This is a genomic window from Enterobacter sp. Y17 (assembly GCF_019730495.1).
Taxonomy (GTDB): domain Bacteria; phylum Pseudomonadota; class Gammaproteobacteria; order Enterobacterales; family Enterobacteriaceae; genus Enterobacter; species Enterobacter asburiae_B.
On sequence record NZ_JAASKP010000001.1, the window covers coordinates 2,667,311 to 2,680,360 of the forward strand.

A 13,050-nucleotide genomic window follows, 5' to 3' on the forward strand; every position below is an offset into this window, starting at 1 on the left:
ATCAGCCCTCGATTACTCGTCCAGCAGTACCACTTTCCCCACATACGGCAGATGACGATAACGCTGCGCGTAGTCAATGCCGTAACCGACGACGAATTCGTCAGGAATCGAGAAGCCCACGAACTCTACCGGCACCTGCACTTCGCGACGGTCAGGTTTATCCAGCAGCGTACAAATCGCCAGAGATTTTGGCTCGCGCAGGCTCAGGATCTCGCGCACTTTTGACAGCGTGTTGCCGGAGTCGATAATGTCCTCAACGATCAACACATCTTTGCCACGAATATCTTCATCCAGATCTTTCAGGATTTTCACATCACGGGTAGTGGACATGCCGCTGCCGTAGCTGGAGGCGGTCATAAAATCGACCTCATGGGGCACATGCACCTCACGGCACAGGTCTGCCATGAACATGAAAGAGCCGCGCAACAGACCGACCAGCACCATTTCGCTGCCGCTGTCCTTGTAATGTTCGGTGATTTGACGACCCAGTTCGGCGATACGCGCTTTGATCTCGGCTTCCGGGATCATCACTTCAACAGTATGTTTCATATTACTAACCAAATGATTTTATTGAAAATCTCTCAATACGGATGAGTTAATATCCAGCACTGATACGCAAGCCAGCCATTATATCAGCAAATGGATAAGCCTGGCGTATGAGTTATAAAAAGCAAATATTGTGATTCCGATCACACTTGTTAATACCTATAATTAGTTGCTAGCAAATTATTAACAAAAACTGACGAGTACACTTTCTATGGCTGAAACAAACTCTAAACAGCCGCGTCTACTGGTGACATTAACAGCCGCATTCGCAGCCTTCTGCGCGCTGTATCTGTTAATCGGTGGCGTCTGGCTGGTCGCTTTAGGCGGCTCCTGGTACTACCCGATTGCGGGTCTGGTTATGATTGGCGTAACCGTCCTGCTGTTGCGTAGAAAACAATCTGCACTGTGGCTGTATGCCGCCCTCCTCCTTGCCACCATGATCTGGGGCGTCTGGGAAGTCGGTTTTGACTTCTGGGCACTGACGCCGCGCAGCGACATCCTGGTCTTCTTTGGTATCTGGCTGATCCTGCCGTTCGTCTGGCGTCGCCTGATTGTGCCTTCCAGCGGCGCGGTGGAGGGCCTGGTTGTTGCCCTGCTGATTACCGGCGGCATTCTGACCTGGGCTGGCTTTAATGACCCGCAGGAGATCAACGGTACGCTGAACGCAGAATCCACGCCTGCTGCGGCTATCTCGCAGGTCGCTGACGGCGACTGGCCAGCGTATGGCCGTAACCAGGAAGGTCAACGTTACTCCCCGCTGAAGCAGATCAACGCGGACAACGTCAAAAACCTGAAGGAAGCCTGGGTATTCCGTACCGGCGATCTGAAGATGCCGAACGATCCGGGTGAACTGACCAACGAAGTCACGCCGATTAAAGTCGGCAATATGCTCTACCTGTGTACGGCGCACCAGCGTCTGTTCGCGCTCGACGCGGCCACCGGTAAAGAGAAATGGCACTTCGATCCGCAGCTGAATTCCAACCCGTCCTTCCAGCACGTCACCTGCCGCGGCGTCTCTTACCACGAAGCGCGCGCCGATAATGCGAGCCCGGAAGTCATTGCTGACTGTCCTCGCCGCATCATGCTGCCGGTGAACGATGGCCGTCTGTTCGCCATCAATGCCGAAACGGGCAAGCTGTGTGAAACCTTTGCCAACAAAGGTATCCTGAACCTGCAGACCAACATGCCGGACACCACGCCGGGTCTGTATGAGCCAACCTCACCGCCAATCATCACCGATAAAACCATCGTGATTGCCGGTTCGGTAACGGATAACTTCTCCACGCGTGAAACCTCCGGCGTAATCCGTGGTTTCGACGTGAACACCGGTAAACTGCTGTGGGCCTTCGACCCGGGCGCGAAAGATCCCAACGCGATCCCGTCGGACGAGCACACCTTTACCTTTAACTCGCCAAACTCCTGGGCGCCAGCGGCGTATGACGCGAAGCTGGACCTGGTCTATCTGCCAATGGGTGTGACCACGCCAGATATCTGGGGCGGTAACCGCACGCCGGAGCAGGAGCGTTATGCGAGCGCTATCGTGGCGCTGAACGCGACCACCGGCAAGCTGGCGTGGAGCTACCAGACCGTTCACCACGATCTGTGGGATATGGATATGCCGTCCCAGCCGACGCTGGCGGACATTACCGTTGATGGCAAAACCGTTCCGGTGATTTACGCGCCGGCCAAGACGGGCAACATCTTCGTGCTGGATCGCAGCAACGGTAAGCTGGTTGTGCCAGCACCGGAAAAACCGGTTCCGCAGGGCGCGGCGAAAGGCGATTACGTCAGCAAAACCCAGCCGTTCTCTGACCTGAGCTTCCGTCCGAAGAAAGACCTCAGCGGTGCGGACATGTGGGGCGCCACCATGTTTGACCAGCTGGTGTGCCGCGTGATGTTCCACCAGCTGCGCTATGAAGGCATCTTCACGCCGCCGTCTGAGCAGGGCACGCTGGTCTTCCCGGGTAACCTGGGGATGTTCGAGTGGGGCGGGATCTCCGTTGACCCTAACCGTCAGGTGGCGATTGCTAACCCGATGGCGCTGCCGTTCGTTTCCCGCCTGATCCCACGCGGTCCGGGCAACCCAATGGAGCAGCCGAAAGACGCGAAAGGCAGCGGTACCGAAGCCGGCATTCAGCCGCAGTACGGCGTGCCGTTTGGCGTGACGCTGAACCCGTTCCTGTCGCCGTTTGGTCTGCCGTGTAAACAGCCTGCCTGGGGTTATATCTCCGGTCTGGATCTGAAGACTAACCAGATCGTATGGAAAAAACGTATTGGTACGCCACAGGACAGCATGCCGTTCCCGATGCCTGTTCCGGTGCCGTTCAATATGGGTATGCCAATGCTGGGTGGCCCAATCTCCACCGCCGGTAACGTGCTGTTCATCGCGGCAACCGCAGATAACTACCTGCGCGCGTACAACATGACCAACGGTGAAAAACTGTGGCAGGGCCGTCTGCCGGCGGGTGGACAGGCCACGCCGATGACCTATGAAGTGAATGGCAAGCAGTACGTTGTCATCTCAGCGGGCGGTCACGGTTCGTTTGGCACGAAGATGGGCGACTACATCGTCGCGTATGCGTTGCCTGACGAAGGCAAATAAAAGCAAAACGGCAACTTCGGTTGCCGTTTTTGTGTTTGTTCCCTCTCCCTGTGGGAGAGGGTCAGGGTGAGGGCATCAGGCCGCACCTGCGACCACCCGGCTTTTTTATACCGTGAACCCCAGCATCATCCCCGTATCCTCATGCTCCAGCAGGTGGCAGTGCGCCATATAGGCAAACTCCTTCGGCGCCTCGTGGTCAAACTTCACCAGCACCTCGCTGACGCCGCCCTCCACTCTCACCGTATCTTTCCAGCCCGCGCGATGCGCATCCGGCGCTTTGCCGTTCTCTGTGAGAATACGGAACTGGGTGCCGTGGATATGGAACGGGTGCAGCATCATGTCCCCTTCGCCTGAAATCACCCAGCGCTCAAGCTGACCCTTTGTCGCAGCAAACATCGGCGTGTTCATGTCGAACGCTTTGCCGTTGATCATGTTGGCGTTGTGGAAATCAAAGCCATGGTCGCCGTGATTCATATTCCCCATGCCGCCCATTTTGCCGTGGTCCATATTCATGTGGCCCATCATCTGGCCGTGCTGCATCCCCGCCATCGCCTTATCGCCATATTTCGCCATCAGCGCCTGCATGCCCATCATATCGAGCATCGGGTTCATTGAGAGCTGCAGCTTGCGCTGCGTAAGCCCCTCCAGCGACGGGAGGGCTGGCAAAGTGGTTAACGTATCAGGCAGCGTGCCGGATGCGGCCACCAGCAATGGCTGAATACGCAGCACCGGATGCGGCTTATCAAACGGTGCGACCGCCATCCCCATCTGGCTCACCGGCAGGGTTACGAGGTCAAACGGCTTGCCGTCGCTGATATCCACCAGCACCTCAAAGCGTTCGCCCATGAGCATCGGCAGCTCGCTCACCTTCAGCGGCTCCGGCAGCAGGCCGCCGTCGCTGGCGACCACATACAGCGGGCGTTTATCGCTGGCGGCAAAATTGAGCGAGCGCGCGTTACAGCCGTTGAGCAGGCGCAGGCGCAGCCAGCCTTTCGGCGCGGCATGCTGAGGGTAAATGGCGCCGTTGGTCAGCAACGTGTCGCCAAACCAGCCTACCGCCGCGCTCATCACGTCCAGCTGATAGTCAATTTGCCCGTCAGCGTTGAATTTCTTGTCCTGCACAATCACCGGTACATCGTCAATGCCCCACTGTTTCGGCAGGCGCAGCAGGCGGCTTTCGTCGTCTTCAATCAGCACCAGCCCCGCCAGCCCCATCGCCACCTGATGGCCCGTTTTGCCATGTTGATGCGGATGGAACCAGCAGGTCGCCGCGCGCTGATCGGGCGTAAAGGTGACGCTGCGCGTACCGCCCGCTTTGATGATGCCCTGCGGCCCGCCGTCCACCTCGCCCGGCACTTCCAGCCCGTGCCAGTGCAGCGTCGTCTCTTCGGCGAGCGTGTTGTGGATATCCACCGTCACCGCTTTCCCTTTACGTAGCTGAAGCGCCGGACCGAGCAAATTGCCGTTATAGCCCCACGTCGTGGCGTTGTGCTCGCCGAACGTCGTTTTACCGGCCTGAACCACAAGCTGGATACGGCTGCGGGCGTCAGCGGTCAGTAAGTCAGGAATGGGTAAGGCAGGCCTGTCGGCCGCTAAAACCGCGCGGCTCCAGAGAGGTAATGCGCTGGCAGCCCCCAGCACAGCGGAATATTTTAAAAAATCACGACGTTGCATGTTCATTTCCTTATTTCCAGCAGGCGATCTTTTGAGCATAAACCCTCCCCTTACCGGAAGGTCAAGTAAAGCGGCAATAATAAAGATCGTCGCACCGGCATCAAGTATGCTAACGTTAATTTTCCGTGAAGAAGTGGTAGAAGCAATGAAGACGTTTTTCAGGACAATTTTGTTCGGAAGCCTGATGGCAATGTGTGCGAACAGCTATGCGCTAAGTGAAAATGAAGCGGAAGATATGGCCGATTTAACGGCGGTTTTTGTATTCCTGAAAAATGATTGTGGCTACCAGAATTTACCCAACGGGCAGATTCGCCGCGCGCTGGTCTTTTTTGCCCAGCAAAACCAGTGGGATCTCAGCAACTACGACAGCTTCGACATGAAGGCCCTCGGCGAAGACAGCTACCGTGACTTGAGCGGTATTGGTATTCCCACCGCCAAAAAATGTAAAGCGCTGGCTCGCGACTCACTCAGCCTGCTCGCCTACGTCAAATAACCTTCCCGACGCCCCCTGTTGAACCTATAGCCGTGCAACCACGGTTATAGTTAGCTATCATGTTTCGCTCATTTTTTGCGAGCGTAACGGATGTTAACAAAGGAGGAGTCCGCGTATGGCCGACCACACGTTGTGGCATGAAACACTGCATGACCAGTTTGGTCAGTACTTTGCCGTTGATAACGTGCTCTATCATGAGAAAACCGATCACCAGGATCTCATTATCTTCGAAAACGCCGCCTTTGGCCGCGTGATGGCGCTGGACGGCGTGGTGCAAACCACCGAGCGCGACGAGTTTATCTATCACGAAATGATGACCCACGTTCCGCTGCTGGCGCACGGACACGCGAAGCATGTCCTGATTATCGGCGGCGGCGACGGCGCAATGCTGCGTGAAGTGTCCCGCCATCGTTCCATTGAAACCATCACCATGGTGGAAATCGATGCGGGCGTCGTCTCTTTCTGCCGCCAGTATCTGCCCAACCACAATGCCGGTAGCTATGACGATCCGCGCTTTAGCCTGGTGATTGACGACGGCGTTAACTTTGTTAACCAGACCTCGCAGACCTTTGACGTCATTATCTCCGACTGCACCGACCCAATCGGCCCCGGCGCGTCGCTGTTTACCTCCTCCTTCTACGAAGGCTGCAAGCGCTGCCTGAACCCGGGCGGGATCTTCGTCGCACAAAATGGCGTCTGCTTCCTGCAGCAGGATGAAGCGCTCGACAGCCATCGTAAGCTGAGCACCTATTTCGATGATGTCAGCTTCTATCAGGCCGCTATTCCGACGTACTACGGCGGGATCATGACCTTTGCCTGGGCGACCGATAACGACGTATTACGCCATCTCTCCACCGAAATTATTCAGGCCCGCTTCCATCAGGCCGGTCTTCAGTGCCGATACTACAATCCGGCTATCCATACCGCAGCGTTTGCTCTGCCGCAGTACCTGCAAGACGCATTATCCACTAAGGGGGTGAGCTAATTGAAAAAGCTTAAACTGCATGGCTTTAACAACCTGACGAAAAGCCTGAGTTTTTGTATTTACGATATCTGCTATGCCAAAACAGCGGAAGAACGCGATGGTTACATCGCCTATATCGACGAACTCTACAACGCCAACCGTCTGACCGAGATCCTGTCAGAAACCTGTTCCATTATTGGCGCAAACATCCTGAACATCGCCCGACAGGATTATGAACCTCAGGGCGCCAGCGTGACTATTCTGGTCAGCGAAGAGCCGGTCGATCCGAAGCTTATCGACAAAACTGAACATCCGGGCCCGCTGCCGGAAGTGGTCGTGGCCCACCTGGATAAAAGCCATATCTGCGTGCACACCTACCCGGAGAGTCACCCGGAAGGCGGGCTGTGCACGTTCCGCGCCGATATTGAAGTGTCGACCTGCGGCGTGATTTCACCGCTGAACGCGCTGAACTATTTAATCCACCAGCTGGAATCGGACATCGTCACCATTGACTATCGCGTGCGTGGTTTTACCCGCGATATCAACGGCATGAAGCATTTCATCGACCACGAAATCAACTCCATCCAGAACTTTATGTCCGAGGACATGAAATCGCTGTACGACATGATGGACGTGAACGTGTATCAGGAAAATATCTTCCATACCAAGATGTTACTTAAGGAATTCGACCTTAAGCACTATATGTTCCACACGAAGCCGGAAGATTTGAGCGAAGAAGAGCGTAAGGCGATTACTGACCTGCTCTGGAAAGAGATGCGCGAGATTTACTACGGCCGCAATATTCCGGCCGTGTAAGAGCAAGCCGGAGCAGGGATGCTCCGGGCTGTTATTTCTGTTTCATAAAGTCGCGGTAGGCATTTACCACCTGAAGGAAATCCTCTACGCCGCACATCGACAGGCTTTCTTCGTCATAGTAGCTCATCCCCTCTTCCATCTCGTCACCTGAAAACTCGAGCTGGTTGGCACGCACCATGACCTCTTCACCGTCCATCCACAGCGTATATTCATGCCCGGCGCGCTGCCAGGATCGTTCACTGCCTTTCACCGTATTTGCCGCCTGTTCAACCTCATCAAGAAGTGCGAGATTTTCTTTCACCTCTTCGTTAAACCAGTGTCCAACGGCTTCGTGGCCCATCGACATACGCACTTTCACCACTCCGGTGATGTCGCGCAGAAATTCGTAATCCATAGTGTTTTCCTCTGCAAAGCCATTAAGGTAATTATCGCAGCAGCGAGGAAGAAAAAAAGCGTGAGAGGTGGGAGGAATGAAAATAAAAAGGTGAGAGCAAGACCCTGCGGCCTGATGCCCTCACCCGCCCCTCTCCCACGGGAGAGGGTGCAAACACTAAAAACCGTCTCATGGAGACGGTTTTGCTGTTTATACCGCCGTCTGGAAGATAACCCCGTCGGCCTTCTCGGTGTACTGAGAAAGCTGGTCGAAGTTCAGATAGCGATAGGTATCCACCGCGGTCTTATCCACCTGAGCCACAAAGGTCTGGTACTCTTCCGGCGTTGGCAGTTTGCCAATCAGCGCCGCAACCGCCGCCAGCTCCGCAGAGGCCAGGAAGACGTTCGCACCGGTACCTAAACGGTTCGGGAAGTTACGGGTAGAGGTGGAAACCACCGTCGCACCGTCGGCTACGCGCGCCTGGTTGCCCATGCACAGGGAACAGCCAGGGATTTCGATACGCGCACCGCTCTTACCAAACACGCTGTAGTAGCCCTCTTCGGTCAGCTGTGCCGCGTCCATACGGGTTGGCGGCGCCACCCACAGACGGGTTGGCAGCTGGCCTTTGTGGGTATCCAGCAGCTTACCGGCAGCACGGAAGTGACCGATGTTGGTCATACAGGATCCGATGAACACTTCGTCGATCTTCTCGCCCTGAACCTCAGACAGCGGACGCGCGTCGTCCGGATCGTTCGGCGCACACAGGATTGGCTCTTTGATATCCGCCAGATCGATGTCGATCACCGCCGCGTACTCTGCGTCAGCATCGGCTTCCAGCAGCTGCGGATCGGCCAGCCATTTTTCCATGCCCTGGATACGACGCTCCAGCGTACGACGGTCGCCGTAGCCTTCTGCAATCATCCACTTCAGCAGCACGATGTTGGAGGTCAGATACTCGATAATCGGCTCTTTGTTCAGCTTGATGGTACAGCCAGCCGCAGAGCGCTCGGCGGAAGCATCGGTCAGCTCGAACGCCTGCTCCACTTTCAGATCCGGCAGACCTTCAATTTCCAGGATACGGCCAGAGAAGATGTTTTTCTTCCCTTTCTTCTCAACGGTCAGCAGGCCCTGTTTAATCGCATACAGCGGGATCGCGTGAACCAGGTCGCGCAGGGTGATGCCCGGCTGCATTTTACCTTTGAAGCGCACCAGCACCGATTCCGGCATATCCAGCGGCATCACGCCGGTCGCAGCAGCAAACGCCACCAGACCGGAGCCCGCCGGGAAGGAGATACCGATTGGGAAACGGGTATGGGAGTCACCGCCGGTACCGACGGTATCCGGCAGCAGCATGCGGTTCAGCCAGGAGTGGATTACGCCGTCACCCGGACGCAGGGAAACGCCGCCGCGGTTCATGATGAAGTCTGGCAGCGTGTGGTGCGTGGTCACGTCAACCGGCTTCGGATAGGCCGCCGTGTGGCAGAAGGACTGCATCACCAGATCAGAAGAGAAGCCCAGGCACGCCAGGTCTTTCAGTTCGTCACGGGTCATTGGGCCAGTGGTGTCCTGAGAGCCCACGGAGGTCATCTTAGGCTCGCAGTACGCGCCAGGACGAATACCGGCTACGCCGCACGCGCGCCCCACCATTTTCTGTGCCAGAGAATAACCGCGGTTGCTTTCAGCAACGTCTTTCGCCTGACGGAAAACGTCAGAGTGCGGCAGACCCAGCGCTTCACGCGCTTTGGTAGTCAGACCACGACCAATGATCAGCGGGATACGGCCACCGGCGCGCACTTCGTCGATCAGCACGTCGGTTTTCAGCTCGAAGCTTGCCAGCAGCTCGTTGGTCTCGTGGTTGCGCACTTCGCCTTTGTACGGGTAAACGTCAATCACGTCGCCCATGTTCAGGTTAGAAACGTCCACTTCGATTGGCAGGGCGCCCGCATCTTCCATGGTGTTGAAGAAGATTGGCGCAATTTTGCCGCCGAGGCACAGGCCGCCGCCGCGCTTGTTCGGCACGTGCGGAATGTCGTCGCCCATGAACCACAGCACGGAGTTGGTTGCGGACTTACGGGAAGAACCGGTACCCACAACGTCACCCACATAGGCCAGCGGGAACCCTTTTTTCTGCAGGGCTTCGATCTGTTTGATCGGGCCGACGCTGCCCGGCTGATCCGGCTCAATACCTTCACGGACGTTTTTCAGCATCGCCAGAGCGTGCAGAGGGATATCCGGGCGAGACCACGCGTCCGGTGCCGGAGAGAGGTCATCGGTGTTGGTTTCACCGGTCACTTTAAAGACGGTAACGGTGATTTTTTCAGCCAGCGCAGGGCGGTTCAGGAACCATTCGGCATCAGCCCAGGACTGCATCACCTGCTTCGCATAGACGTTCCCTGCTTTGGCTTTTTCTTCCACATCGTAGAAGTTATCGAACATCAGCAGCGTGGAAGAGAGCGCTTTAGCGGCAATCGGTGCCAGCTTGTCGTTATCCAGCGCGTCAATCAGCGGATGAATGTTGTAACCACCCTGCATGGTGCCGAGCAGTTCAATGGCTTTTTCAGGAGTAACCAGTGGGGAGGTGGCTTCGCCTTTGGCGATAGCAGCAAGGAATCCGGCTTTTACGTAGGCAGCTTCATCTACGCCAGGCGGTACGCGGTTGATCAGCAGATCTAACAGGAATTCTTCTTCGCCCTTAGGCGGGTTCTTCAGCAGCTCGACGAGCGCGGCCATTTGGGTTGCATCTAAAGGTTTGGGTACAATTCCCTCGGCGGCACGTTCTGCTACGTGCTTACGGTATTCTTCTAGCACGACGGTTCTCCTCGCTCTCATTGTCATATGCGGCGGGCGTTCTCTTCACGCTCCTGTGAGACAGCAGTTTGTAGGGTAAATGCCCGATACCGCGTCGGGCAGCATAGCAGGATTTCTGCACAGTGTTAATCCGTTTACAAAAAAGCAACATTAAAAAATTTGCTGAATCGTTAAGCATGGTGTAGCGGGGATTCAGGGCATCTTTTTGCGATATCTTCTGCACCGTGACGCTTCAGTTTTTTCTTCATCAGATATAATTGTGTAATAAATACTCACACTCTTTATCCGGACGTCCCGGACGCTTCCCAATAAAAGTCAAAACAGTAAAAGACGGGTGAATAATACTCACGCCAACCGTAACGCCTCACGGCACAGCGCTTGTCTCGTTGGAGTCATTTTATGAAGTTGCCCTTTAAGCCACATCTGCTCGTCCTTGTGTGCAGTGCCGGGCTGTTTGCCGCCTCGGGCGTCATGTTTGTCAAAGGCCGCGCCACGGAGCCCGCAGCGCCGGCTCCCGTCGCACAACAACCGGCTGCACCAGCGCCTGCCGCAGCCCAGCCCGCCCCTGTTGTCGCGCCAGCCTACACTGCCGCGCAAATCGATCAATGGGTTGCTCCCATCGCGCTCTACCCGGATGCCCTGCTGTCGCAAATTTTAATGGCGTCGACCTATCCGGCCAACGTGATCCAGGCGGCGCAGTGGTCCAAAGACAACCCTAAAATGGAAGGGGACGCCGCGATTCAGGCCGTTGCCAGCCAGCCCTGGGATCCCAGCGTAAAATCGCTGGTCGCGTTTCCTCAGCTTATGTCCCTGATGGGTGAAAACCCGCCGTGGGTACAAAATCTGGGTGATGCGTTTCTCGCGCAGCCGAAGGACGTGATGGATTCCGTTCAGCGCCTGCGCGCGCTGGCGCAGAAGACCGGCGCTTTACAATCCACGCCCCAGCAGACGGTCACCACCGTGACAAAACCGGCGCCAGCGAAAACCAGCGCCACCGACGCAACAACAGCCACGACGGCCGCGCCCGCTCCAACGGTAATCAAAATTGAATCTGCCGACCCGCAGGTTGTTTACGTCCCGACCTATAACCCCAATACGGTTTACGGGACCTGGCCAAACACCGCCTATCCGCCCACCTATCTCCCGCCTGCACCCGGGGAGCAGTTTGGCAACAGCTTCGTAAACGGTTTAGGCTTCAGCCTGGGCGTTGCCACAACCTATGCCATCTTCAGCAACATAGACTGGGATGATGACGATGACTGGGATCATCACCATGGCGACTGGGATAATCACGGCGGCTATAACCGCAACGGCGATAACAATATCAATATCAACGTTGAGAACTTCAATAAAATCAGCGGACAGCGCCTGACGGACGCCAACCGCACCTGGCAGCACAACCCGGCCTATCGGGAAGGCGTGCCCTATCCGACTAACCAGCTCAACACTCGCTTCCACTCCACCAACGCGGCGACAGGGCTCAGCTCAACGCAGCAAAAACCGGTAAATCGCGATAGCCAGCGTCAGGCCGCGCTGAGCCAGATGGAGAAATCCACGGGCAAAACCTTCCCCCAAACGGCGCGCACCGGAACGAAAGACGTGCAGCGTCAGGCCTCAGGCGAACAGCTGAAGCAGATTTCGCAGCGCAATAACTACCGTGGCTACGACACTAAACCGCAGATGGCGAAGCGGAGCACCGCGCAGCAGCGAGAAAACCGCCAGACCACCGCGCAGAGACAAGAGAAGCGGGCTTCGCAGCCCGCGCAGCAACGCACGCTCCAGCAGCGAAGCAGCCAGCCGCGGGCCAATGCGCTGAGCGGTAACGACAGCCGCTCGGCGAACTGGCAGGCGCAGCAGCAGCGCGGTGCGCAAAGCAGACAGCTCGCTGCGCGCCAGCAGCAGCCACGTCAGGCGTCTGGTGGACGTGCTGAACGCCGTGAAATTCGACATCGCTAAGGGAACCGACATGAAACGTAAACTACTCAGCGGAATGGTGTTATTTATGCTTTCGGCCCCGGTGATGGCGCAGCAGTCTTTTAGCACACCCGCTCAGGCAACCGATGCGCTGACCAAAGCCATCAGTGAGCAAAATGAGAGCGCGATGACCAACCTGCTCGGAGAGAACTGGCGCGATTTTCTGCCGCCTGAGGGCGTTGATCCGGATGCTGTCGATCGCTTCCTGCGCGACTGGAACGTCCGTCATACCACGGTTGTCGAAGGGAATACGGCGCATCTGGTTGTCGGAGACAGCGGCTGGCAGCTTCCCATCCCGGTGATCAAAACCTCGGCAGGCTGGCAGTTCGACATCAAAGAAGGCGCTGAAGAGATCCTGACCCGTGAAATCGGGCGTAACGAGCTCGCCGCCATTGAAGCCTTGCATGCCTATGTTGATGCGCAGCAAAGCTATTTTGCGATGAACCAGAAATACGCGCAGAAGATTGTCAGCTCGAAAGGCAAAAAAGACGGTTTGTACTGGCCAGCCTCGCCCGGCGAAGCGCCCAGCCCGCTCGGCCCGGCATTTAGCCCGAAAGAGCCAGGTACCGGCTATCACGGCTATCGCTTCCGCATCCTGCCGGACAATCACGGTTTCGCGATGGTGGCCTGGCCGGTCAGCTACGGTCAGACGGGTGTAATGAGCTTTGTGATAAACCAGGACGACAAGGTGTATCAGTCCGATCTCGGCAGCGATTCAGAGCAGAAAGCCCGGGCGCTAGCCGCCTATAGCCCTGATAAAACCTGGCAGCCTGTGGCCCCCTGAACGCAGCGCATAAAAA

Annotated in this window: 10 protein-coding genes; 6 read left to right on the forward strand and 4 right to left on the reverse strand. The window is 56.5% G+C overall.

What is annotated here, in order from left to right:
• Nucleotides 1-12: 12 nt before the first annotated feature.
• The gene (gene hpt / locus HCH49_RS12590; RefSeq protein WP_008501948.1) at nt 13-549 is read right to left on the reverse strand and encodes a hypoxanthine phosphoribosyltransferase; all 537 of its coding nucleotides are present in this window, start codon (nt 547-549) and stop codon (nt 13-15) included.
• A gap of 208 nt (nt 550-757) precedes the next feature.
• On the opposite strand from hpt, the gene HCH49_RS12595 reads away from it, so the two are divergent.
• Entirely contained in the window at nt 758-3,148 is a 2,391-nt protein-coding gene (locus HCH49_RS12595) for a glucose/quinate/shikimate family membrane-bound PQQ-dependent dehydrogenase (protein ID WP_221702757.1), read from the forward strand.
• Between the two features lie 105 nt (nt 3,149-3,253).
• Here HCH49_RS12595 and cueO read toward each other — a convergent pair whose 3' ends face one another.
• Nucleotides 3,254-4,822 (reverse strand): multicopper oxidase CueO, encoded by a 1,569-nt coding sequence (cueO, locus tag HCH49_RS12600; protein ID WP_221702758.1) that lies wholly within the window; start codon nt 4,820-4,822, stop codon nt 3,254-3,256.
• Nucleotides 4,823-4,967: 145 nt separating this feature from the next.
• Between cueO and HCH49_RS12605 the strand changes: the two genes are divergently transcribed.
• From HCH49_RS12605 to speD, 3 genes are all read left to right on the forward strand, one after another.
• Nucleotides 4,968-5,315, forward strand: a complete 348-nt coding sequence (locus HCH49_RS12605) for a YacC family pilotin-like protein (RefSeq protein ID WP_014882582.1) — start codon at nt 4,968-4,970, stop codon at nt 5,313-5,315.
• A gap of 115 nt (nt 5,316-5,430) precedes the next feature.
• Nucleotides 5,431-6,300 carry a polyamine aminopropyltransferase gene (gene speE / locus HCH49_RS12610; protein ID WP_023310424.1) on the forward strand — a complete coding sequence of 290 codons (870 nt, stop codon included), beginning with the start codon at nt 5,431-5,433 and terminating at the stop codon, nt 6,298-6,300.
• Nucleotides 6,301-7,095, forward strand: a complete 795-nt coding sequence (speD, locus tag HCH49_RS12615) for an adenosylmethionine decarboxylase (RefSeq protein ID WP_032649781.1) — start codon at nt 6,301-6,303, stop codon at nt 7,093-7,095.
• A 31-nt stretch (nt 7,096-7,126) separates the two neighbouring features.
• On the opposite strand, the gene yacL is transcribed toward speD, so the two are convergent.
• Nucleotides 7,127-7,489: a protein YacL gene (gene yacL, locus HCH49_RS12620; protein WP_023310423.1), complete on the reverse strand. Its 363-nt coding sequence runs from the start codon at nt 7,487-7,489 to the stop codon at nt 7,127-7,129.
• A 189-nt stretch (nt 7,490-7,678) separates the two neighbouring features.
• Nucleotides 7,679-10,276: a bifunctional aconitate hydratase 2/2-methylisocitrate dehydratase gene (gene acnB, locus HCH49_RS12625; RefSeq protein WP_221702759.1), complete on the reverse strand. Its 2,598-nt coding sequence runs from the start codon at nt 10,274-10,276 to the stop codon at nt 7,679-7,681.
• A 399-nt stretch (nt 10,277-10,675) separates the two neighbouring features.
• Here acnB and HCH49_RS12630 point away from each other — a divergent pair, with 399 nt between their 5' ends.
• Together HCH49_RS12630 and HCH49_RS12635 are read left to right on the forward strand one after the other, a co-directional pair.
• Nucleotides 10,676-12,232, forward strand: coding sequence for a DUF3300 domain-containing protein (locus tag HCH49_RS12630; RefSeq protein ID WP_221702760.1), 1,557 nt, complete (start codon nt 10,676-10,678; stop codon nt 12,230-12,232).
• 10 nt (nt 12,233-12,242) lie between these two features.
• Nucleotides 12,243-13,034 (forward strand): DUF2950 family protein, encoded by a 792-nt coding sequence (locus tag HCH49_RS12635; protein WP_221702903.1) that lies wholly within the window; start codon nt 12,243-12,245, stop codon nt 13,032-13,034.
• Nucleotides 13,035-13,050 lie beyond the last annotated feature (16 nt).